Origin of the sequence: Campylobacter sp. RKI_CA19_01122 (genome assembly GCF_025771325.1) — a bacterium.
In the GTDB taxonomy this organism is placed as follows: domain Bacteria; phylum Campylobacterota; class Campylobacteria; order Campylobacterales; family Campylobacteraceae; genus Campylobacter_D; species Campylobacter_D lari_D.
Window position 1 is genome coordinate 49,247 of record NZ_JAKMPZ010000009.1, and the last position, 22,957, is coordinate 72,203.

Here is a 22,957-nt window from a genome sequence, read left to right on the forward strand (position 1 = left end):
ATAAAACATTTAAAGTGAGAAATATGCCAAAACTTTTTTTAATGTCTTTAGGTTGTAATAAAAATTTAGTCGATAGTGAAATCATGCTTGGAAGATTAAGTAATTATGAAATTTGTGATGAGCCAAGCTTAGCTGATGTTTTGATTGTAAATACCTGTGGTTTTATAGATAGTGCTAAAAAAGAAAGCATAAATGCGATTTTAGACTTACACGAGCAAAGAAAAAAGGACTCGTTGCTGGTTGTAACAGGATGTTTAATGCAGCGCTACCGCGAAGAATTAATGAAAGAACTACCTGAAGTTGATCTTTTTACCGGTGTGGGAGATTATGAAAAAATTGATGAAATGATACTTAAAAAAACTAATCTATTTTCAAATTCTACTTACTTACAAGATAAAAATACCAATCGTGTGATCACAGGATCAAACTATCATGCTTTTATCAAAATAGCTGAAGGGTGCAATCAAAAATGTTCATTTTGCGCTATACCAAGTTTTAAAGGCAAACTTAAATCAAGAAGCTTAGAAAGTATTATAAATGAAGTAAAAGAACTTGTTAAAAAAGGCTATAAAGATTTTTCTTTTATTGCTCAAGATACAAGCTCGTATTTGTTTGATCAAGGTCAAAAAGATGGACTTTTAAAGCTTATTGAAGCTATAGAAAATATCCAAGGTGTAAAGGCTGCTAGAATTTTATATCTATATCCAACAAGCATTAGTAAAGAAGTGATAGAAAAAATCATTCAGTCAAAAGTTTTTGTAAATTATTTTGATATGCCTTTGCAGCACATCAGTGATAATATGCTTAAAATCATGAAACGCGGGGCTAATAAAGCAAAACTAATCGAACTTTTAAATTTAATGAAACAAGCTCCAAATTCATTTTTACGCACAGGTTTTATAGTAGGACACCCTGGAGAGAGTGATGAGGATTTTGAAGAATTATGCGCTTTTATAAAAGAATTTGGTTTTGATAGAATTAGTGTTTTTGCTTATTCTAAAGAAGAAGATACTGCAGCTTTTGACATGGAACAAATTCCTAGTAAAATCATCAATGCAAGATTAAAAGTGATAGAAAAAATCGTCGATGAATGCATAGAAAAAAGCTTTAATCAACAAGTTGGTAAAAAGACTTTAGCATTTTGTGAAGGTCAAAGCTCTGAAGGAGAATTTTTCATCGGTGCAAAAGATTTGCGTTGGGATAGAAATATAGATGGAGAAATTCTCATCAATGAAAGTGATTGTGGCAATTTAGAAATGGGCGAGCTTTATGAGTGTGAAATCACGCAGAGCTTAGATAAAAAACTCATTGCAAAAGCCTTAAGAAAGCTTGATGATTGATAGTAAATATTTAAATCATTTAAAGCAAGGGAAAAATCTTTTAGCGTTTTCTCATGGGAGTGATTCTAGTGCTTTATTTTTCATGCTTTTAGAAAAAAATATAGATTTTGATCTTGCTTTTATAAACTACAAAACTCGCAAAAACAGCGATAAAGAAGAGCAAAGTGCTAAAGAATTAGCCAAGCGTTTTCATAAAAAAATTTACATCAAAACCGCACCCAAGATAACAAAAAATTTCGAAGCCCATGCAAGAGCTTTGCGTTATGAATTTTTTGAAGAACTTTGCAAAAATCACTCTTATGATAATCTTTTACTAGCTCATCATTTAAATGATAAACTAGAATGGTTTTTAATGCAATTTTCTAAAGGTGCAGGGCTTAGAGAATTACTTGGTTTTAAAGATATTGAAAAAAGAAAATATTTTACCATCATAAGACCCTTGCTTGAAATTCCAAAAGAAGAAATTTCAAACTACCTAAAAGACAACAATATCGCTTATTTTCATGATGAGAGCAATGATGATGAAAAATATTTTAGAAATTTCATACGCAAAAATTTTGCTAATGAGTTTTTAAAGCTTTATCCAAATGGAGTAAAAAAGAGCTTTAAATACCTAGAAAAAGACTTAAAAGAAGAAAATATTTGTGAATTTAAAAATATTTACATTACTCATAAAGATGAAAGTTTAATCGCAAAATGCTTTAAAAAACTTGGAGTGCTTTTAAGTGCCAAACAAAGACAAGAAGCATTAAAAGGCGATGGAGTGATTTCACATAAAATAGGCATTGTTTATATACAGGAAAAAGTTTTGATTTTTCCTTTTGTAAGTTGTGAGAAAATGCCAAAAGAATTTAAAGAAATTTATAGAAAAGCAAAAATCCCTAAACTCTTAAGAGCATATTTATACACAAAAAATATTGATGTAAAAAAACTTATGCAAGCTCTTTTATGATTTCTTCAAAAAGTTCTTTTACTCTTACTTCTAAAAAGTCTTTAAATTCAGCACTTGTAGCTTCAGCACGCATGATAAGATATGGACTTGTATTAGAAGCACGCAAAAGCGCCCAGCCTTCTTTAAAGGTAATTCTAACTCCGTCAATTTCATTACAATCAAGCACATTTTCAAAAGCATTTGCTTTTACTTTTTCTTTAAATTTTTCTATGATTTGAAATTTATTTTCTTCACTAACCTTAAGCTTAATCTCTTCACTTGCATAAAGTTTTGGTAATTCTTTAACTAATTTTTCTATATCAAAACCATTTACTAAAAGCTCTAAAGTTCTTAAAAATGCATAAATTCCATCATCATAACCAAAATATCTATCTTTAAAGAAAATATGCCCACTAAGCTCTGCTGCTATGTCGATATTTTGCTCTTTCATTGTTTTTTTAATATTAGAATGCCCGGTCTTACCCATCATGATAAAACCAAATTTAGCTACCTCATCGAAAAGATTTTTAGAACATTTTACTTCACCTAAAACTCTAGGATTTTTTATATTTTTAGCAAATAAATAGCAAAGCTCATCGCCCTTAAATACATAATCTTTACTTGCAACCACCAAGCGATCTCCATCTCCGTCAAAAGCAAAGCCCATTTTTGCATTTTCATTTTCTTTTAGCGCAACTTGCAATGCGTGTAAATTTTCAAGCTCTGTTGGATCGGGCGCGTGATTTGGGAAATTTCCATCAGGATTTTCAAATAAAATTTGTGCATTAAGATTTAATTTTTCCACCAAAGGCTTTATAATCACTCCAGTAGCTCCATTTGCACAATCAATAATGATTTTTTCTTTATAGCCCTTAAGATGTGAAAAATGTTTAGCTAAAAAGTCTATGTATAAGCTTTTAATATCATAATTTTCATATCTTAAATCATCATTGATTTCAAGTTCTAAATACTCTTGCACTTTTAAAGAAAGCTTTTTCAAATCAGCACCAAAAAAACTTTCTTTATTAATCGTTATTTTAAAGCCATTGTATTCTTTTGGATTATGCGAACCTGTTATCATGATATTTGCATCAAAAATTTCATCAAAAAATAAACTAAAATACCCCATAGGAGTTGGTGCTAAGCCTATATTGAAAACTTGCATATTAGCTTTATTTAAACCACTGATTAAATAGTTAAAAAGTTCATTTGCGCTATATCTTGCATCATAGCCTACGCTTACTTTCTCACAACCCCTTGATTTCATTTCTAAACCCAAAGCATAGCCTATGGCTTTTACACTTTTTTCATTTAACTCACTTGGGTAAAGCCCTCTTATATCATACTCTCTAAAAATTAAATCTAACATTTTAATCCTTTTGTCTTCTAAGTTCTAATTTTGCTTGTTTTAAACTTTCTTCTATGTTTTCATTTTTACTTGATAAACAAAGTTTAATTTCTAACTTTACATTTTGTTCTTTAAATTCAAAACAATATTTTTGCATAAAATTTTCAAGCATTTGAAGCTTGCTTTGCACAAAGGCTATATTTTCATTTTCAAATACAATAATAAAATAATCCTTATCATCTTTAAAAACCCTAGCATGTAAAGCTTTTTTTAAAATCCTAGCAAATTCATGCATTATAAACTCGCCCATTTTTGAGTCTTTTTGATGATAAATTTCATTGATATTTTTTACTTCAATCAAGGCTAAATGAAAATTTTCAAGTCCTTGGGCATATCTTCTTAAGGCCTTTAAATTTGGCAAATTGGTTAAAGTGTCAAAAAAGGCTATTTTATAAGCTTTATACACTAAAAATCCTATCAACACCAAAGAAGCAAATTCATAATAACCCAAATCAACACTATTGTAAAATAAAAATTGCACGCTCAAGCCCATATAAGCAAGTAAAAAATGAAAATCATTATTTTTAAAATATGAAAATAATAAAAATATCATTCCTACCCAAAACACACAAAAGCTTAACTCACTAATAGGCTTAAAAAATTGCGTTGAAAGGCCAAAAATTTCACTTGTAATGCTTGCATTAAAATTAGTACTTGTGCTAAGTATTAACGCTACAAAACCCATAAAGGCTAAATACGCAAATTTAATAAAATTAATTCTTTCAAAAACAAGTTTACTATCTTGTAAAAATACAAAAAGCACAAAAGAAAAAGGTAAAAATACCGAGATAAACAAATGCGCTTGATATTCACTTGCCACTAAAGATAAAGCCCTAGCACATAAAATCAACAAAAGCAAGAAAAAAATCTTATTTTGCTTAAAAAAATAAGCTAAAAATAAAGCTAAAAATTCCAAAACAAAACTAAAAGAAGGTAAAAAAGATAATAAAACTAAACTCAATCAAATAACCTTAATTTAAAAATAATTTTAAAAATTATACAACAATTTTGAATTATTTTTTTAATACATATTATAAGTAAAATAAAAATAGAAATTAAAATAAATATGCCTGAAATATGCTTAGTAAAAAATAATGCAATTTATCTTAGATAGTTAAATTTCAAAGCAACAAATGATAACACGAAAAAACTTTTAAAATAAAACTTTATGAAATTAAAAAGCTAATAAATATATTAAAATCATTCAATTGTTTTTATTTAAATTTTGCAATTTCATCTTGTATGGTTTGATTTATCTCAAGTAGCTCTTCATAATTTTTTTTATTTTTTTCCAAAAGTTCATCAAATTTAAAGCCAAGCATAACGATGCGATATAAATTAGGTTTGTATTTTCTCCAATTATACAAAGTGCTAACATCAATATCTAATTCATATGCCATATCGCGTTTGCTCTTTTTTGCCATAAGCTACCCTAAATTTTTAAATACTTATGGGCTGATTTTACATTAAAAATTCTTTATTAAAAACAATTGAAATATTCTATGTTTTATTTAATTAATATTGATTATTTCAATATTAATTAAGCTAAATTGTGGAATAATTCAAGTTATCTTAAGTTAAGGAGTGAAAGAATGGATGCTACGAGTTTATTTTTATCAATAAAAAATAAATTACCAAAAGAATATGGGTCTTTTAGAAAAAGAATAAGTCGAGGATATAAATATTCTGATCCTATTATGTCAAATGAAGATTTAAAAAAGAAACTTGAAACTTTAAGTTCTGATAAGTTGGATAAAGTATATACAAGACTTCAATATACCAAGCTCAAAAACCCAACTCTAGTCTTTTGGGTTTATAATTTTTTTATTAGGTGGTTTTGGTGTTGCAAGATTTTATATAGGTCAAATTGGATGGGGAATTTTTAGATTAGTTTTAACTTTGCTTGCTATGATAATTGGCTTTATTGCTGATTCCTCATATGATTCATTTTGGATAACTACTTCAAATATAATCAATTATGGTAATTTTGGTATTTGGTTTATAGATTTGTTTATAGTTGGCGTATTGCTCAGAAATCAAAATCTTGAAAAAATTAACTTAATTATAGACGATATAAAATCTTAGTATATTTGTGGAAGAAAATATTCTCAATTTTTACTTATTTAAGGAGATAAAATGAATGAAAAACACGCACCTTTTGAAACAGAACCCACTTTGATTTATGAGAAAAATACTTTTAAAATTGTCGCTGGAAAAACATATACAAATAAAGATGAAAAATTTTGCATAGGTTTAAAATCAAATGATTTTCCTAAAAATTCTTATCTTATATTTCCGCCACAGCTTAGCTTAGATTTATTAAAAAATCTTTTAAGCCAAGATGGGGCTAATCAATGAAAAATATTTTATTAAGTTTCATAATGGTTTTGTTATTTACAGGATGTTTTAATAATAAGCCAAAATGCGACGATGAGGTTGTTCAGCTTACATTAAAAAGTATTTTAGATGATGAGTGGGTTTATATTGAGTATGGACTAAGTGAGCAGTCTTTAAAGGCCTTAAAAATAAGCTTAAATGGCATGGATATAAGGGATTTAGAGGCTATATCATCTACCGATACCATTGGAATTTTAAGAGCTCATTTAAAACCTATATTTGACTTAAAAGATTATGCTAATGAAGTAGGTTATACTTCTTTTAGTAGTTTTATAACTCAAGATAGTAATGATAAAAAAACAAGTTTTTGTAGAGCTAGTTTGAAATTAACTTACCCACAAATGCCAGATGATATGAGAGAAAATTATGCAAGAGGCACTTTAAAAGGAATTATATTTGATGGGGGAGAGCATGAAGTACAAATTTCATATAGCGCTCAATTTAGCGATGATAAAAAACAAGTTTTTGTAGAACTTTTGAATTATTAGTTTATTTTGGCAATGAAATTTTATTTTATTGCCAAGCAAAATTTATACTCAATTAATTTCAAGTCTTTTTTTGTTACAATTTCTTAAAAATTTTTATAAGTAAAAATTCTAAGGAAAATTATGGTAGAAGTAAAAAATCTCACTATGCGTTTTGCAAATCAACTTTTATTTGAAGATGTAAATTTAAAATTAAACCGTGGTGAAAGATATGGACTTATAGGTGCAAATGGCGCAGGAAAATCAACCTTTTTAAAAATTCTCTCAGGTGAAATAGAATCAAGCAGTGGAGAAATTTGCATAGATCCAAATTTAAAAATCGCAGTGTTAGGACAAGATCAATTTGCTTTTGAAAACTACACTATCAAAGATGCGGTAATGTGTGCAAATAAAAGATTATATGATGCACTAAAAGAAAAAGAAAAACTTTATATGAGTGAAGAATTTACCGATGAAATTAATGATAGATTAAGCGAGCTTGAAATCATAACAGCAGAAGAAGATCCAAACTATGATTGCGAGCTTAGATGTGAAAAAATTCTTAGCTCTTTAAATATTAAAGATTTTAATGCTCTCATGAGTACTTTACAAAGTGCGGATAAATTTAAAGTTTTATTAGCTCAAGTATTATTTTTAGGTGCTGATGTATTATTTTTAGATGAACCTACAAACAACCTTGACTTAGAAGCTATTTCTTGGCTTGAAAATGAACTTTTAAGACATGAGGGAACTTTAGTAGTAATTAGCCATGATAGACATTTTCTAAATAAAGTTTGTACAAGAATTTTAGATGTGGATTTTAAACAAATACGCGATTTTGCTGGAAATTATGATGATTGGTATATGGCTTCAACCTTACTTGCTAAACAAGCTGAACTCAAACGCGATAAAACTTTAAAAGAAAGAGAAGAATTAGAAAATTTCATACGCCGTTTTAGCGCTAATGCTTCAAAAGCCAAACAAGCTACAAGCAGGGCTAAAGCTTTAGAAAAACTTGAACTTGAAGAGATTAAAACTTCAAGTAGGCGTGATCCTAGTATAATTTTTAGAACAAATAGAGAAATAGGAAATGAAGTTTTAGAATTAAAAGGTATTAGCAAAGCTTATGATAAAACTTTATTTGAGAATTTAGAATTAAAATTAGAAAAAGGTGATAAAATAGCCTTAATCGGAGCAAATGGTGTTGGAAAAAGCACTTTAGCTAAAATCATTGCATCAAAATTAGAACCTGATAGTGGCCACATCCACCTTGGTGCTACCATAGAAATGGGATATTTTTCACAAGATACGACAAATTTAATCAATGAAAATTTGAAACTTTATGAATGGTTAATGAGTGAAAAATTCAAAGATTTAGATGAAATTCGCAAATGTCTTGGTAGAATGCTCTTTAGCGGAAGTGATCAAGAAAAAATGGCTTCTAGCTTAAGTGGAGGTGAAAAACACCGCTTAATGCTTTCAAGATTAATGTTAGAACGCGGAAATTTCTTGCTTTTAGATGAACCGGATAATCATTTAGATCTTGAAAGTATCATTGCATTAGGTGAAGCCTTGTATAATTTCAAAGGTTGTGTGATATGCATAAGCCACGATAGAGAGCTAATTAGTGCTTTTGCTAATCGTATATGGTTTTTAGAAGATGGGAAATTAACAGACTTTAAAGGAAGTTATGACGAATTTTTAGGAGGTTTAGAATGAATTCGTTTAAGATAAAATATGCAGCTGGTTTTGGACATTTTACTCAAAATCACAGAGGTTTTGGCCCAACTATTTATGTAGAAGAAAGTATTGATTTTCAAAGTGAAAAAGATTATTTTGACTATGTTGAATTTTATGAAAAATTCAGCAAAGAAGATGATACTTATTTTCACATTTCATTTTTAGAAGATCGCCCTTTAACTTCTCAAGAATTAGAAAGTAGAAATGCTTATAGAAAACTAAGAGATGAGCGCTGTAACAAAGCTAGAGAAGAGTTTATCAAAAACAATGAAATAGAAGCTGAATACTACCCAACTCATGGTGATTAAGGAATGATTTTTGCTTGTTTTTTCCTTGTAATATTTTGAAAGGAGAAAACATGCAAGTTAACCATGATAATTTATCGGTTAAAGAGTATGGATATGGTCAAAGTAGTGCCTATAAAAGCACTCAAGGAGCTAATGAAGATTTTATGTCTTTACTTAGTCAAAACAATAGCGAAAATTTAAACGAGCAAAGTATAAAACTTGATGAGCTTTTTTCAAAAGCCATGAGTCAAGATCAATTTAGCACAGGAATTTTTAGCTCAAATATGTCAAATATTTATAATTATCGTTTTAGAGGACAAAACGAAACTCCTATGCAAGCTAATATAGAAGAAAAACAAGAGCCACAAAAAGATATGGTAAAAGATCTTTTAAATTCTTTATGAAAATGAAGTAAGCAAACGCTTACTTCCAAATAAGTCCACTAAATTCAAACTCTTTTGCAAATTTTTTAAATTCCTCTTCTTCTTTTGTATTAACACTTAAAATCAATTCAACATTTTCTTGAAATTTTTTTTCATAAGAAATGTTATTTTTATTTAAAAAATGCTCAAATCTTGCATAAAGATAAAAAGGAATGTTTAAACTTAAAATATTTTTAGCTTCAAATTCTAAAAGCATTGCATTTAAAATAGCTTCATTTGTAGCTTCACTATAAGCTCTTACAAGACCACCTGTACCAAGTTTAATCCCTCCAAAATAACGCACCACAATCACCGCACAATTAACAAGCAAAGCCCCTCTTAAGACATTCAAACAAGGCATAGCAGAAGTTCCTTTTGGCTCACCATCATCACTTTTATCTTCTATGATTTGATCAAATTCATTTAAATACCTATAAGCATATACAAAATGCACGGCTTTTAAATGCTCATTTCTTAGCTTTTGCATTAAAGTTTGAAACTCTTCAAAAGGACATAAAAACGACAAAAAAGTTGATTTTTTGATTTCTATTTTTGCTTGATAAATTTGATCAATAGTTTTCATTTTTTCCTTAAATTAGTTATAATATTTAAATAAAATTATAATCAAAACAACTTATAAAAATTTAAGGATAAACTATGCTTCAAACTTGTATTTTTCCTGCAGCAGGTTATGGTACTAGATTTCTACCTGCTACAAAAACTCTACCTAAAGAAATGCTACCTATACTAACTAAGCCTTTAATTCATTATGGTGTAGATGAGGCTTTAGAAGCTGGTATGGAAACTATGGGCTTTGTTACGGGGCGTGGAAAAAGGGCTTTAGAGGATTATTTTGATATTTCTTATGAACTTGAACACCAAATCGCAGGTACTAAAAAAGAATACCTTTTAAGTGAAATAAGAACACTCATAGATCGCTGCACTTTTACTTTTACAAGACAAAATGAAATGAAAGGCTTAGGAGATGCAGTTTTAAAATCAAAGCCTTTAGTGCAAGATGAAGCTTTTGGAGTTATTTTAGCGGATGATTTATGTGTAAATGAAGATGGAGTAAATGTCTTAGCTCAAATGGTAAAAATTTATGAAAAATACCGCTGCTCTGTTATAGCTGTGATGGAAGTTGAAGCTGATCAAGTTTCAAACTATGGGGTTATAGCAGGAAATGCTGTGGAAGAGGATTTGATCATGGTAAATTCTATGGTAGAAAAACCTGATCCAAAAGATGCTCCAAGCAACTTAGCTATCATAGGAAGATACATTCTAACGCCTGATATTTTTGGTATTTTAGAAAATACTAAAGCAGGTAAAAACGGAGAAATTCAACTAACTGATGCATTACTTTCACAAGCAACTAATAATATGGTTTTAGCTTATAAATTTAAAGGAAAAAGGTTTGATTGTGGAAGCGTAGAAGGCTTTGTTGAGGCGACAAATTATTTTTATGAGAAAAGTAAAAATGCTAAATAATACTTTATTTTTTAAAACCCAAGATTTTAAAAAAATTACCGCTTATGCAAATAGAATGAATGATGAGTTAGAAAGTGGCGATATAGGGTATTATCACTTAGTAGATACAAGCTTTGATTTAATCAAAGAAAGTAAAGAATTTATCGCAACTAAAACTCATATAGAAAATATCGTTTTAGTGGGCATGGGTGGATCAAGTTGTGGAGTTAAAGCTTTAAAAGAGCTTTTATTTGATCAAGTAGAAGAAAAAAAACTTTTCATTATAGATAATACTTCCTCACATACTTTTACCCAAACTATGCAAAAAATAAATCCCAAAAAAACACTTTTCATCATAGCAAGCAAATCAGGCACAACTATAGAAGTGATTTCTTTATTTAAACTCATCATTGCTCATTTTGATTTTAAAAATGAAAATTTACACAAAAATTTTGTGTTTATTACTGATTTTGAGTCAAAACTTCACAAACTAGGAGAAGAATTAAACATAAAATGCTTTTTTATACCTAAAAATGTCGGTGGTAGATTTAGTGTTTTATCTGCTATTGGTATTGTTCCTTTGAGCTTTTGTGGCTATGATACTAAAGCCTTATTAGAAGGTGCAAAAGCTTGTTATGTAGATTTTTTTGAGAAAAAATGTGATCAAATTTTACAAAAGGCTTATCATTACTGCACACATAAAAGTGCGCATATTAATGTGCTTTTTTCTTATGGGGATGCTTTTAAAGGTTTTAATGAATGGTATATTCAGCTAATTGCTGAAAGTCTAGGTAAAAAACAAGGCTTTAAACGCATAGGTTTAACTCCTATTGCTTTAATTGGTGCTAGAGATCAGCATAGCTTTTTACAACTTATCATGGATGGACCCAAAGATAAAACTGTTACTTTTTTAAAAATCAAAGATAGTCAAAAATCTCCTAGTATCCCAAATATAAGCTTTAATCATTTACAAAATTGTGATTTTACTAATGAAGTTAATTTGCATGATCTTTTAAACGCGCAATGCGATGCAACCATGCATGCATTAATTGCTGAAAATTTAAGTGTTGATGTAATAGAACTTGAGAAATTAGATGCTTATCACTGTGGGTATTTGATGTATTATTATGAGTTATTTACTTCTGCATGTGGCATTATGCTTGGAATTAACACTTATGATCAACCTGGCGTAGAGGTGGGAAAATTAATACTCAAAAATATATTAAGTAAATAAATTTGCTTTATTGTAAAAAAAGAGTATAATGAAAATATAATAATTATTAACATTAAAATTTATTAGATAATAATAATTATTATTTAAGAATTTTATGTTATAATTTTAAAAATAAAAAAAGGAGATAACATGTCAGTAACAAAACAATTATTACAATTACAAGCAGATGCTCATCATTTATGGGTTAAATTTCATAATTATCATTGGAATGTAAAAGGTTTACAGTTTTTTTCAATTCATGAATATACAGAAAAAGCTTATGAAGAAATGGCAGAACTTTTTGATGATTGCGCTGAAAGAGTTTTACAACTTGGAGAAAAAGCTATTACTTGCCAAAAAGTTTTAATGGAAAATGCAAAAAGCCCAAAACTAGAAAATGGTAAAGATTGCTTTACTCCTGTAGAAGTTTTAGAATTTATTAGAGAAGATTATAAATATCTTTTAGCTGAATTTAAAAAATTAAATGAAGAAGCTGAAAAAGCAAGCGATACTACAACTGCAGCATTTGCTCAAGAAAATATCGCAAAATATGAAAAAGTTCTTTGGATGCTTAATTCAACTATCCAAAATACTTGCTCTATGTAAGAATTTATAATGTTTTTTGACTTACAAAGCTTTATTGCTTTAAGTCAAAAAACAAATTTAACTTCCCAAGAGAAACTACTCTTATAAAATTCCAAGTTCACTTAAGTACTATTTTATAATTATAATTTATAGCAACTCAATGTATTTTTAAACAAAAATATATCATTGAAAAATGATCATCACAAAATATTATTTAGATAAGTATTCAGCTCAAGCTTTTATGTAGGATTTTTCACTAAAAAAACTAAATACTAAAAATCATTTTTACAATATCTATAGTTTAATTTAAAATCTACAACATGAGTTTTAAAATTCTTAACCCATAAGGGCTAAGAATTTAATGTAGATCTTCATTAAGTTTTACAGCCTTTTTATTAAAAGCTGCTATCATCACTCCACTTTGAGAATCTTGTCTAAAATGTAAGCCATTTAATCCTGCTAATTCTAAACCTTTGTATATATCTTTATCAAATTTAAAATCAGGATTGATTTTTTGAAGTTCTTCTTTATTTTTTAAAGCAAATTTAGTCCCTTCTAAAACAGCAATGCCTGCATCAACGATACAATTATCCCCTAAAGGAATTCCTGTAACCGAATTTGCGCCCAAAAGACAAGCTTTACCAATACTAATAGCATTACCACTTGTACCACTTAAAACACCAAGTATAGAAGCACCGCCTCCTACATCGCTACCTTCGCCCACAACAGCTGATGAACTAATACGCCCTTCTACCATACAAGCTCCAGTTGTACCTGCATTAAAATTCACATAAGCAGCCCCTGGCATGATAGTAGTACCTGCAGCTAAAACCGCCCCCATTCTTACTTTAGAACTTTCTAAAATTCTAGTATTATCCTCAGGAATAACATGAGCTAAAAATCTTGGAAATTTATCTACATAATCAATCCTTGGATACCTTCCACTCATTTTTAAATCAATCTCATTTTCTCTTAAAAAGTCCAAATCAATAGGCTTATTGTCACTCCATGCAACATTTGGTAAAATCCCAAAAGCACCTGTTAAATTTAAACTTCTCAAAGGTACTTTTTTATTTGAAAGCAAATAAAGTTTTAAATACACACTTTCTAAGCTTTTTGGTGCTTCATCTTCAAAAATACAAACAAAAGAAAAAGCATTTTCTCTAAAATTTTCCTTTGCTGCTTTAATTGCTTCTATATTTTTATGACCTTGCTCTTGTAAAAATGGTGCAAAGCATTCAAGTGCAAAATCCAAATCTTCTTTAATCAAAGTAGCCACAAACTCACTTTCATTAAAATCAACATCAACCCCTCTTCTAAAAAAAGCTTCAAACATAACAGCTGCAGCGGCATAATTTTGCTCAAAATTAATCACACCAAAATTAGCTTGAAGTTTTTTACTAGGATCAACTTGACTTAGATCAAGTCTTGCTATAGCAAAAGCTTTAGGCTTTTTATAATTAATCCTTTGTTCGATTTGCTTGATTAAATTTAAAAATTCTTCTTTACTTTCTATTGGCATATTTTTCTCCTTATTGCGAGCACGCGCTTTTGCCATTCATTATAGGTTGAATAGCTGAATTATCTACTTTACCTTCTTGATTAACCTTTTCTATAAATTCCCAGATTTTTTCAGCAGCTTGTAAATATCTTTTTGAACTTACACTCTCAGGCATATAAAAACTTACAGGCTTACCGCTATCTCCACCTTCTCTTACACTCATTTCGATAGGAATTTGAGCTAAAACTTCACACTTATAAGCTTTTGCCATTTCTTCTGTGGTGCCTTTACCAAAGATATCATATTCTTTACCATTATCAGGACATAAAAAGCCACTCATATTTTCTATAATACCTGCAACAGGAATGTGCAATTTTTCAAACATATCTAGCGCTCTTTTGCTATCATCTAAAGACACTACTTGAGGAGTACTTACACACACACCCGCACTCACTGGCACGCTTTGAGCTAGGGTAATTTGCGCATCACCTGTTCCTGGAGGCATATCAAGCAATAATACATCAAGTTCAGGCCAAAGCACATCAGCTAAAAGTTGTTCAATCGCTTTCATGATCATAGAGCCACGCCACATTAAACCCTTACCTTCTTCTATCAACACACCCATACTCATCATATAAACCCCATGAGATAAAATAGGACGAATTTTTTGACCTACAATTTCAGGTTTGCTTTTACTTTCACCTAGCATTCTTGGTATATTTGGTCCATAAATATCTGCGTCCAAAAGCCCTACCCTTTTACCCATTTTAGCCAAAGAAATCGCTAAATTTAAAGTTGTAGTACTTTTACCTACCCCACCTTTTCCACTTGAAATCATAAGGAAATTTTTAATTTGTGGAGCGATATTTTTACCACTTCTTGAATTGCTTTTTTCTTCAGGAATTTTTGGCTGTATAATTTCTAAATTAAGCTCTAAATTTAAATCTTTTAAAACATTTGCAATGTTTAGTCTAAGTTCTTGTGCAATTTGAGCATTAGCCGAAACGATTTCGACTACAATATGAGCTTGTTTTTCATTCAAATCAATCTTTTTTACAAAACCAAAACTCACTATATCTTTTTTAAATCCCGGATATATAACTTGTTTTAGTCTTTCTTCGATTTTTTCCTTCAATTTTTCTCCTTGTTGTTTAAAATGATTAATTCTACTAACTTAAATATAAATTTTGGCTTTTATGGTGTATAATATCGTAACATTAATAAAAAATTAAGGTGTAACAAATGTTAGATATTTCCTTGATTATGCTATCAGCAGGGGAGTCATCAAGATTTAATGCTCCAGTAAAAAAGCAGTTTTTAAGACTAGGTGAACATCCATTATGGCTTTATGCAACTAAAAATTTAAGTTCTTTTTACCCTTTTAAACAAGTAATTGTTACTTCTGGTAATATTTCTTATATGAAAAGATTTGCACCTGAGTATCATTTTGTTAAAGGCGGTAATACAAGAGCACAATCATTACTTAATGCTTTAAATTTAGTACAAAGTGAATATGTTTTAGTTAGCGATGTCGCAAGGGTTTTGATTTCTAAAAACCTTTTTAATAATATTATAGAAAATTACGATAAAGCAGATTGTATTACACCTGTTTTAAAAGTAAGCGATACAGCAATTTATGCTCAAGAAGTTATCGACAGAGATAAAATAAAACTCATACAAACCCCTCAACTTTCGCGCACAAGTATGCTCAAAAAAGCTTTAGAGCAAAATGCAAATTTTACCGATGATAGCACAGCAATACAAGCTATTGGTGGTAAGATTTGGTATGTACAAGGTGATGAGTTAGCTAAAAAAATTACCTTTAAAGAAGATTTAAAAAGCTTAAATTTACCGAAACCATCTTGGGAAATTTTTAATGGAAATGGCTTTGATGTGCATGAATTTGGAGAGCAAAGAGCCTTACTTTTAGGCGGAGTAAAAGTACATGAAAATATGGGCTTGAAAGCTCATTCTGATGGAGATGTGCTAACTCATGCACTAATTGATGCGCTTTTAGGTGCAGCAGGGCTTGGAGATATTGGAGAACTTTTTCCAGATAATGATATACAATATAAAAACGCAGATTCTATGCTTTTATTGCAAAATGCTTATACTTTGGTGCAAAATTATGGATTTGAGCTTGTGAATGCTGATATTACAATCATTGCACAAACGCCCAAGATGAAAGATTTTAAAGAAAATATTGCTTTTAATATAGCTAAAATATTAAAAGTAACACCAAATAAAATCAATATCAAAGCCACCACCACAGAGCATTTAGGTTTTGTAGGAAGAAAAGAAGGAATTGCTGTTTTAGTAAGTGCGAATTTAAAATATTTTGATTGGATGAAATTATGAAAGTTTTAATAGTAGAAAATGAATTTTATTTAGCCCAAAGCATAGGTTCAAAACTTAATTCTATAGGTTATGATTGTGATATTATTGCAAATGTTAATGAGCTTGCTCATCATGATTATGAAATCATTTTGCTTTCTACTAGTATGGCTAATTTTGAACATATTGTAGAAATTTTTAAGCATAAAATTATTATTTTACTCATATCTTATATAAGCTCAGATACAGTTTTAGCGCCACTAAAAGCCGGTGCGAGTGATTATATACAAAAGCCTTTTATGATAGAAGAATTAACGCGAAAAATCAAACATTTTCAAGAATTTAAGAAAATAAATATTTTAAATCATACTTATAAGTCTTATTTAAAACATAAATTTGAGACAGCTAAATTACCAACTTTTGATTATAAAAAATTCAAATTGCCTTTGATTTTAAAAACCAACAATCAAAATTTTGCAGATCATTTTGTATTTAACTATACCAATGAGCATAATGTCGCAAATATTTACATAGATCTTTCACATCAACAAAATTTAGATAAAATCTTTAAAGATAATTGTTTATACTATCTTGTAAATTTCCAAACTCTAAAATCATCAGACAAAGAAAAAGTGTTAAACCTTGCTTTAAAAAAAGCTGTTATTATACATACAAGTACAAATGTTGAACATAGTGATTTTCAAATTTTAGAACTAGGCGAGGATGAGAAAAACTTCGAAAGTAATGGAATTTTAACTATTGATGATTATGTTAAACATATTATCATTAGTTATCAAAATGTCTTTCCTGATACAGATTTGTCAAAAAAATTAGGAATTTCTAGAAAATCTTTATGGGAAAAAAGGAAAAAATATGGCATTACAAAGAAAAAATAGTATTACAATCTCAGAAGAAGAATACGAAGTTTTATGTTTTATCAAAGAAGGAGTTTTTGGTTCTTTTACAAAATTAATGAATCAAAAAGAAAGAGATGAAGTTATAGCCACAGGAATGATACATAAACAAAAAATTCCTTATACTCTTACCTTTGCACCTGCAAGTACAAAAGAAAATAATACTGCTTTAGAAAATGCAAAAGTTGGCGATAAAATAGACTTTATTTGCAATGATAAACCCATAGGACATATCATTTTAGAAAGCAAATTTGAAAATGATAAAAATAGCAATGATATTTTTAGACCTAATGCTTGCTTGATCCAAGATTTTGGAAAAATTTGTATAAGTGGTGAATTTGAAATTTATCACAATAATATCAAAGCCATTAAAGAAGATTTTGAAAAAATCAAAAAAAGATTAAATCCTTCTAATATCACAGCCATTGTTTCAAGTTTTGATCCTTTTCATAGAGCACATGAGAGAATTTTAAGATGGGCTATAGAACAATCTGATTTAGTGATTATTTTCCTTATAGAATCCTATGAAAACAACGGATTGAGCTTAAAACTCAAAAAGCGTTGTTTTGATGTTTTTGCGCAAAATTACTTACCATCTTCTAGGGTTTTACTCATACCTTTACATAATATCAAAATTTTTGCCTCGCATTTAAACCCTGTGCTTGAGTGTGCTTTGGCTAAAAGTTTTGATTGCAATAAACTTTTTGTAGGACAAAATCATGCAGGACTTGGAATGTATTTTAATCAAAACAGAACCTTTACCGTGCTTGATGATTTTGCAAAAGATTATAATATAGAAGTTACCATACTTCCTGAATTTGTATTTTGTGATGAATGTAAAATGGTAGTAAGTACCAAATCATGTCCCCATGGAGCTCATCATCATATGAAATACCATGGTGATTCTTTAAAAAATTTACTTAGACTTGGTATCATTCCACCAGCAGTTTTTATAAGAAGAGAAATTTCAGCTTTGATTTTATCTGAGCTTTTCCCAAATCGCTTTCATAATAAACAAAATATCTATAGTAATCTTTTCCCTACACATGGTATTTTAGAATATCGAAGCGATAAAGAATTTTATGAGCAACTTATAAAACTTCATCAAATGTCATATATGGTGTAATCATGCAAAAATTATTTTTAACTTTTTTTTATTCAGGTAGTGTTAATAAAGCTCCAGGAACCTTTGGTACAATAGCAGCGCTAATCCCTGCTTTTTTTATTTTAAGGTATTTGGGTATAGGAACTTTGATCTTACTTGCAATTTTACTTTTTTTAATCTCTATAAAAATCATCGATCAATATGAAAAACAAACAGGCATACACGATGATAAGCATATTGTAATAGATGAAGTTGTTGGGGTATTTTTAGCCTTGGCAATTTGCGGACAGAGTGTTTTTACTTTTTTGCTTTCTTTTGTTTTATTTAGATTTTTTGATATCACAAAACCTTCTATCATAGGTAAAATTGACAAAAAAACAAAAGGTGGTTTGGGTGTAATGCTAGATGATGTTTTAGCAGGAATTTTCGCAGGATTATTTAGTGCAGTAATTTATGGAATTTTACTTAAATTTGATCTTTTATGGTTTGATATAAGCATTATGGAGATATTTTTAAACTAATAAAATACAATTGAAATATATCTTTTATTAAAAGATATATTTCTTATAAAAATTTTAGAATTTAGATATTAAACATTATCTTTAACCTGTAATTTCAATAGTAATCTGTATATCAAATATGCCACAAATAAATAAGCTAATATCTTTGGCAACAGATATACAAAGTATTCTAATGCTCCCACAAAAGAAAATCTATCCCAATCGGTTCCAAATCCATATTCGAGATAATAAGAAGGTCTATAATCATCTCTTCCTATAATCGCTTCTAAGTTGTAACCATCAGGATCATCACCAAAATAAAATATATTAGCCACACTTTGTATAAGATTTATAACACCACAAATAAAAGCACTATCAAATCCCATAGAATAGGTTCCTATATTTTCATCGGTAGTCATTCTATCTATTATATTATTCATAAGATTATCATAGCCTTGTATGGATTGTTGATACTTTTCTTGATACCTCTGTTCTTTAGCATCATAATTATTAGAACTAAAAACAACACTTATTAAAATGCATAATATTATAATTTTTTTCATTGACCAACTCCTAACATTAAATTTTCTTGATAACTAAATTGAGCAATAGAATTTTTTATTTCCATTAAGTTTTCTTGTGTTTCTTCTGTAAGAAATTTATAAATATCATCTTTAAAATTTTCCAAACAATTAAATCTAAAATTATTAAATTTCTTATCTTCTATATTTATTAGCGTAATACAAATTTCATTATTTTCAAGATATTTTATCTTCACTTCTTTTGTATTGATCGTGTCAAAAATTCTCTTTCTACCATTACTGATAATTTTCTTTATCATATTATTACCTCTTTAATTTATCCTATAGGATATATTTAAAAAAATTATATCTTTGTAAAGTTTAATTTCATATTAATCCTATAGGATAAAAAATGGAAGAGGACTTTAGCAATTCTAGCGAAGAAGAAATTTTAAATTTTTATAAAAAAGTATCATCAAATATAAGAAATTTTAGAGAGAAAAAAGGAATTTCTCAGCTTGAGTTAGCCTTAGATATAGGTATAAAATCCGTTGCATTTTATTCAAATTGTGAGTGTAATCGATATGGTAAACATTTTAATTTAGAGCACTTATATAAAATTTCTAAAAGTTTAGAAATTCCACTAAAAGATTTATTAGAATAAACACTACAACGCCAAAGGGGTGCAACCCTTTAGCTTTTTTATTTAATAAATCCGCTTGCAAGAACCAAATCTTTATCGTAAAATACTGCCATTTGCCCGCTAGCAAGTCCATAAACAGGTTCTTGTAAGATGATTTTTGCACTTTTATCTTCATTAATCAAAACTTTACATGGGGTCGATCTTGATCTATAGCGTATTTTTACTTCACAATCTAGCTCTTTAGCATCAACAAATAAATTAATATTATCAAGATTAAATTCACTTATCTTAAGTTCTTCTTTTTTACCTACTATGATTTCATTTTTTTTAGGATCAATTTTTAACACAAAATGTGGCTCATGAGCCCCGCGTATCTCAAAACCTCTTCTTTTACCTATGGTATAGTGCATATAACCTTCGTGTTTTCCTACTTCTTTACCACTACTATCTCTTACAATACCTGGAATTTTAGTATCCATAAACTGATCTAAAACTTGCACATAAGTATCTTCCACAAAACAAATTTCAGAACTTTCCTTTTGTGTTGCAAAAGATTTTAAAACATCAATTGTAGAAGCAAATTTTTTCACATCTTCTTTTCTCATCTCTCCAAGAGGGAAAATCAAATATTCCAAAGCCTCTTTCTCTGCATTTGCTAAAAAATAGCTTTGATCCTTACTCTCATCAACTGCAATTTTAATCAAACCATTTTCTATCCTTGCATAATGACCTGTGGCTAATTTCTCACAACCCAAACTCTTAGCAAATTCTAAAAGCTTGCCAAGCTTAATAAAGCGATTACACAAAGCACAAGGATTTGGCGTCTTTCCTTCTTTGTAGGTATTAACAAAAGGCATATAAACTTGATTTTTAAAATCTTCTTGTAAGTCTAAAATATGATATTTGATGTCTAAAAATTTAGCAACTTTTTCAACTTTTTGTATATTTTCTTCATGATAATTAGCTTTTCCATGAAGCTTCATATAACAACCTATAATCTCATGTCCTGCTTGCTTTAACTTATAAGCAGTTACAGTGCTATCTACACCCCCACTCATTGCAACAAGAATTTTCATCTTTTTCCTTTATCATTCTTATAATTTCATCTAAATCATCACTTATACTATACTTTAACTCATCATTTTTAGATATAGTTCCAAGTTCTAGTAAAGAAGTTTTGATAAATTCATCAAGAGGTTGCCAAAATTTTTGCCCAACTAAAATAATAGGAACATCTTTTTTAAAACTAAGTTGCTTAAGAGTAAGAATTTCAAAAAATTCATCTAATGTTCCAAAGCCGCCTGGGAAAATCACAAAAGCTAGACTCTTTTGGATAAGAGCCATTTTGCGAATGGCTAAGCTCTTAAAAGTGATATTATACTCTAAAAAGTCATTTGCTTTTTGTTCAAATGGTAAATGTATATTAAATCCAAAAGATTTCAAGTGCGAAGCTTGACTTTGCATAGCCCCGTAATTTGCAGCTTGCATAATACCACCGCCACCGCCACTGATGATGCTATAACCCTCATCAGCTAACTTTTGAGCTAATTTTGAAGCCAAAATACAATACTCATTGTCTTCTTTTAATCTTGCAGAACCAAAAAAAGTTATAGCATTTTTTAGGTTTGGCATGTTAGCAAATTTTTCTAAATCTTGGATTATTTTTTCATTCATTTTATAACCTTTAGTTAAAATAAATTCCATTCTAGCTAAATTTTTATAATAATCTTTTATGTAATTTTTAAATAATTTTCTTTTGCAAACTGCATTAAATTAGATTTTTTTAAATTTCTAAACTTTCAAATCCACACTTTTATATATTATACACACTTAATTATGAAAAGATTTTAGTAAATTCGTTATTATTTAAATCTTTACATCTATTTTAACACCAAAAAGAATTTTCAACTCATCGCTTGTACTAAATTTATCTTCTAATAGTTTTTTTACAAGTTCGTTTCTTGTACTATCATCTTTGTAAGTTTCTTTGTTTTTACTTTCTGCTTGTATAGGTTTAAAGGGTTTTTCTTTGTCTTCTTTTTGATTGTTTTTATTAGCTAAGAACCTATCTATATCTTCTTGAGTAAGTGACTTACCAAGTTCATTAAAAAATTGTTTTTCTCTTTGTGCCCTTTCAGCACCCCATATTTTCTCAAATTCATTCATACTTGTAAGAGTTTTTAAAAGATCAACTTTTCGTTTATGAAGTGCGGACAAATCTACGCCTTCTGTAAGATAGTCTGTGCCAAATTTATTAAGTATTTTTATTTCATCCTTGCTTAGTTTATCTTCCATATATCTTTTATATAAAGAGTTTTCTACTTCTTTTACATCAGGAGATCCATTATACCCTTGTTCTTCTTTGGTTTTTTCAGAGAAATTAAATTTTTTTATCACGGAATTAAAATAATTATCATCGTTTTTAAGCACAGATTTTTTATTGTTCGTGTTATTGCTTAGATAATTAATATTTGTATATTGAGTATCAAAATTTACCATAGAAAACCCTTTTTTTATGATATTTTATTAAAATAATCTTGGATTCCAACCACCCATGGCATCTTGTATAGAATTTTGATATTTATAAGCAATTTCTCTCATGATTGTATTATTATTTAACATAGGACTAGAATTATATTGATATATTTGTCCATTCTTTACATTATAAACACCGACTCCATAAGTAAATAAAACATAAGGCTGTCCTAAATTTGAGTATTTTATTTGTCTTTTTACCTTATATACAGGACGATATTCAGCAGGAGAATTAGCACTCGCTTGCAACCAAGAAATTAATCTATCTCTACTAGGGTTTGAGCATTTTTCATCTCCTGCACCACATAGACCTTGTTAAGATTGCTAAGTTCGTATTCTGAAAAATCTGCAATTGCATAAACTTCTGAAATTAAATTTGGACGATCTTTAAAAAATTTAAAACCGACTAAATACCCACCCTTAACTTGTTTCATTTCATCTACATTTAGAACTTTTACGCCTTGAGAATTATCACTTAAAGCACCATTACTAACTTTAGCTAAAAAATCCCCAGCAAAAGCAGAACTTACTAACAAAGAACCTAAAATTAAAGAACTTGCTAACTTCTTTAACATAACTTCCTTTTTTAGCTATTTTTACTCTTTTTTAAAGAATATCACAAATTACATATTAAAATCAATTTGTTATTT

At 28.9% G+C, this 22,957-nt stretch carries 27 protein-coding genes and 1 pseudogene; 16 read left to right on the forward strand and 12 right to left on the reverse strand.

Annotation, left to right across the window (positions count from 1 at the left end):
• Window positions 1-23 precede the first annotated feature (23 nt).
• A complete protein-coding gene (gene rimO / locus L8U37_RS06110) occupies window positions 24-1,340 on the forward strand; it encodes a 30S ribosomal protein S12 methylthiotransferase RimO (RefSeq protein ID WP_263728825.1) in 1,317 nt (438 codons plus the stop codon).
• Window positions 1,330-2,292: a tRNA lysidine(34) synthetase TilS gene (tilS, locus tag L8U37_RS06115; RefSeq protein ID WP_263728826.1), complete on the forward strand. Its 963-nt coding sequence runs from the start codon at window positions 1,330-1,332 to the stop codon at window positions 2,290-2,292. The genes rimO and tilS overlap by 11 nt, the downstream gene beginning before the upstream one ends.
• Here the strand turns inward: tilS and L8U37_RS06120 are convergent.
• The 3 genes from L8U37_RS06120 to L8U37_RS06130 all read right to left on the reverse strand — a co-directional run bounded on the left by L8U37_RS06120 (window position 2,273) and on the right by L8U37_RS06130 (window position 5,103).
• Window positions 2,273-3,640, reverse strand: a complete 1,368-nt coding sequence (locus L8U37_RS06120) for a phosphomannomutase/phosphoglucomutase (RefSeq protein ID WP_220566797.1) — start codon at window positions 3,638-3,640, stop codon at window positions 2,273-2,275. The genes tilS and L8U37_RS06120 overlap by 20 nt on opposite strands.
• 1 nt (window position 3,641) lies before the next feature.
• On the reverse strand, window positions 3,642-4,640 hold the full coding sequence (locus L8U37_RS06125; protein WP_133319607.1) for a hypothetical protein: 999 nt from the start codon (window positions 4,638-4,640) through the stop codon (window positions 3,642-3,644).
• Window positions 4,641-4,893: 253 nt separating this feature from the next.
• Window positions 4,894-5,103: a hypothetical protein gene (locus tag L8U37_RS06130; protein WP_039662706.1), complete on the reverse strand. Its 210-nt coding sequence runs from the start codon at window positions 5,101-5,103 to the stop codon at window positions 4,894-4,896.
• 168 nt (window positions 5,104-5,271) lie between these two features.
• On the opposite strand from L8U37_RS06130, the gene L8U37_RS06135 reads away from it, so the two are divergent.
• The 6 genes from L8U37_RS06135 to L8U37_RS06160 all read left to right on the forward strand — a co-directional run bounded on the left by L8U37_RS06135 (window position 5,272) and on the right by L8U37_RS06160 (window position 8,971).
• A complete protein-coding gene (locus L8U37_RS06135; protein WP_263728827.1) occupies window positions 5,272-5,565 on the forward strand; it encodes a hypothetical protein in 294 nt (97 codons plus the stop codon).
• 250 nt (window positions 5,566-5,815) lie between these two features.
• The gene (locus L8U37_RS06140; RefSeq protein WP_263728828.1) at window positions 5,816-6,037 is read left to right on the forward strand and encodes a hypothetical protein; all 222 of its coding nucleotides are present in this window, start codon (window positions 5,816-5,818) and stop codon (window positions 6,035-6,037) included.
• Window positions 6,034-6,564, forward strand: coding sequence for a hypothetical protein (locus L8U37_RS06145; protein ID WP_263728829.1), 531 nt, complete (start codon window positions 6,034-6,036; stop codon window positions 6,562-6,564). Before L8U37_RS06140 ends, L8U37_RS06145 begins: the two co-directional genes overlap by 4 nt.
• Window positions 6,565-6,684: 120 nt before the next feature.
• Window positions 6,685-8,259: an ABC-F family ATP-binding cassette domain-containing protein gene (locus L8U37_RS06150; protein WP_220566793.1), complete on the forward strand. Its 1,575-nt coding sequence runs from the start codon at window positions 6,685-6,687 to the stop codon at window positions 8,257-8,259.
• A complete protein-coding gene (locus tag L8U37_RS06155) occupies window positions 8,256-8,588 on the forward strand; it encodes a hypothetical protein (protein WP_039617462.1) in 333 nt (110 codons plus the stop codon). The genes L8U37_RS06150 and L8U37_RS06155 overlap by 4 nt, the downstream gene beginning before the upstream one ends.
• A 50-nt stretch (window positions 8,589-8,638) precedes the next feature.
• Window positions 8,639-8,971: a hypothetical protein gene (locus L8U37_RS06160; RefSeq protein ID WP_039627883.1), complete on the forward strand. Its 333-nt coding sequence runs from the start codon at window positions 8,639-8,641 to the stop codon at window positions 8,969-8,971.
• A gap of 19 nt (window positions 8,972-8,990) precedes the next feature.
• Here L8U37_RS06160 and L8U37_RS06165 read toward each other — a convergent pair whose 3' ends face one another.
• Window positions 8,991-9,572: an IMPACT family protein gene (locus L8U37_RS06165; protein ID WP_220566792.1), complete on the reverse strand. Its 582-nt coding sequence runs from the start codon at window positions 9,570-9,572 to the stop codon at window positions 8,991-8,993.
• A gap of 74 nt (window positions 9,573-9,646) precedes the next feature.
• Here L8U37_RS06165 and galU point away from each other — a divergent pair, with 74 nt between their 5' ends.
• The 3 genes from galU (at window position 9,647) to L8U37_RS06180 (ending at window position 12,275) form a co-directional block, all read left to right on the forward strand.
• Window positions 9,647-10,477: a UTP--glucose-1-phosphate uridylyltransferase GalU gene (gene galU, locus L8U37_RS06170; RefSeq protein ID WP_220566791.1), complete on the forward strand. Its 831-nt coding sequence runs from the start codon at window positions 9,647-9,649 to the stop codon at window positions 10,475-10,477.
• Window positions 10,467-11,690, forward strand: a complete 1,224-nt coding sequence (locus tag L8U37_RS06175; protein ID WP_220566824.1) for a glucose-6-phosphate isomerase — start codon at window positions 10,467-10,469, stop codon at window positions 11,688-11,690. The genes galU and L8U37_RS06175 overlap by 11 nt, the downstream gene beginning before the upstream one ends.
• Before the next feature lie 129 nt (window positions 11,691-11,819).
• Window positions 11,820-12,275 (forward strand): Dps family protein, encoded by a 456-nt coding sequence (locus L8U37_RS06180; RefSeq protein WP_133319614.1) that lies wholly within the window; start codon window positions 11,820-11,822, stop codon window positions 12,273-12,275.
• 337 nt (window positions 12,276-12,612) lie between these two features.
• Here the strand turns inward: L8U37_RS06180 and L8U37_RS06185 are convergent, their stop codons facing one another.
• Window positions 12,613-13,776, reverse strand: a complete 1,164-nt coding sequence (locus tag L8U37_RS06185; RefSeq protein WP_039627879.1) for a 2,3,4,5-tetrahydropyridine-2-carboxylate N-succinyltransferase — start codon at window positions 13,774-13,776, stop codon at window positions 12,613-12,615.
• 10 nt (window positions 13,777-13,786) lie between these two features.
• A complete protein-coding gene (locus L8U37_RS06190) occupies window positions 13,787-14,890 on the reverse strand; it encodes an Mrp/NBP35 family ATP-binding protein (RefSeq protein ID WP_133319616.1) in 1,104 nt (367 codons plus the stop codon).
• Between the two features lie 107 nt (window positions 14,891-14,997).
• Here L8U37_RS06190 and L8U37_RS06195 point away from each other — a divergent pair, with 107 nt between their 5' ends.
• Genes L8U37_RS06195 through L8U37_RS06210 form a run of 4 tightly spaced genes read left to right on the forward strand, consistent with a single transcriptional unit; the run spans window position 14,998 to window position 18,629 of the window.
• Window positions 14,998-16,113, forward strand: coding sequence for a bifunctional 2-C-methyl-D-erythritol 4-phosphate cytidylyltransferase/2-C-methyl-D-erythritol 2,4-cyclodiphosphate synthase (locus L8U37_RS06195; RefSeq protein WP_263728830.1), 1,116 nt, complete (start codon window positions 14,998-15,000; stop codon window positions 16,111-16,113).
• Window positions 16,110-16,985 (forward strand): hypothetical protein, encoded by an 876-nt coding sequence (locus L8U37_RS06200; protein WP_263728831.1) that lies wholly within the window; start codon window positions 16,110-16,112, stop codon window positions 16,983-16,985. Before L8U37_RS06195 ends, L8U37_RS06200 begins: the two co-directional genes overlap by 4 nt.
• Window positions 16,963-18,129: a sulfate adenylyltransferase gene (locus L8U37_RS06205; RefSeq protein WP_133319619.1), complete on the forward strand. Its 1,167-nt coding sequence runs from the start codon at window positions 16,963-16,965 to the stop codon at window positions 18,127-18,129. The genes L8U37_RS06200 and L8U37_RS06205 overlap by 23 nt, the downstream gene beginning before the upstream one ends.
• Before the next feature lie 2 nt (window positions 18,130-18,131).
• Entirely contained in the window at window positions 18,132-18,629 is a 498-nt protein-coding gene (locus L8U37_RS06210) for a phosphatidylglycerophosphatase A (RefSeq protein WP_043019364.1), read from the forward strand.
• A 68-nt stretch (window positions 18,630-18,697) separates the two neighbouring features.
• Here the strand turns inward: L8U37_RS06210 and L8U37_RS06215 are convergent, their stop codons facing one another.
• Both L8U37_RS06215 and L8U37_RS06220 read right to left on the reverse strand, forming a co-directional pair.
• A complete protein-coding gene (locus L8U37_RS06215) occupies window positions 18,698-19,171 on the reverse strand; it encodes a hypothetical protein (RefSeq protein WP_263680198.1) in 474 nt (157 codons plus the stop codon).
• Window positions 19,168-19,449 (reverse strand): hypothetical protein, encoded by a 282-nt coding sequence (locus L8U37_RS06220; RefSeq protein ID WP_263666332.1) that lies wholly within the window; start codon window positions 19,447-19,449, stop codon window positions 19,168-19,170. The genes L8U37_RS06215 and L8U37_RS06220 overlap by 4 nt, the downstream gene beginning before the upstream one ends.
• A 92-nt stretch (window positions 19,450-19,541) precedes the next feature.
• Here L8U37_RS06220 and L8U37_RS06225 point away from each other — a divergent pair, with 92 nt between their 5' ends.
• Window positions 19,542-19,793 carry a helix-turn-helix domain-containing protein gene (locus L8U37_RS06225; RefSeq protein ID WP_039640720.1) on the forward strand — a complete coding sequence of 84 codons (252 nt, stop codon included), beginning with the start codon at window positions 19,542-19,544 and terminating at the stop codon, window positions 19,791-19,793.
• Window positions 19,794-19,831: 38 nt separating this feature from the next.
• Here the strand turns inward: L8U37_RS06225 and mnmA are convergent, their stop codons facing one another.
• The 4 genes and pseudogenes from mnmA to L8U37_RS08240 all read right to left on the reverse strand — a co-directional run bounded on the left by mnmA (window position 19,832) and on the right by L8U37_RS08240 (window position 22,882).
• Window positions 19,832-20,848, reverse strand: a complete 1,017-nt coding sequence (gene mnmA, locus L8U37_RS06230; protein WP_220566785.1) for a tRNA 2-thiouridine(34) synthase MnmA — start codon at window positions 20,846-20,848, stop codon at window positions 19,832-19,834.
• Window positions 20,811-21,446, reverse strand: coding sequence for a TIGR00730 family Rossman fold protein (locus L8U37_RS06235; RefSeq protein ID WP_263664779.1), 636 nt, complete (start codon window positions 21,444-21,446; stop codon window positions 20,811-20,813). Before L8U37_RS06235 ends, mnmA begins: the two co-directional genes overlap by 38 nt.
• A gap of 192 nt (window positions 21,447-21,638) precedes the next feature.
• Window positions 21,639-22,271, reverse strand: coding sequence for a hypothetical protein (locus L8U37_RS06240; RefSeq protein ID WP_263728832.1), 633 nt, complete (start codon window positions 22,269-22,271; stop codon window positions 21,639-21,641).
• A gap of 27 nt (window positions 22,272-22,298) precedes the next feature.
• Window positions 22,299-22,882 (reverse strand): annotated as a pseudogene (locus L8U37_RS08240) (hypothetical protein).
• Window positions 22,883-22,957: the final 75 nt, after the last annotated feature.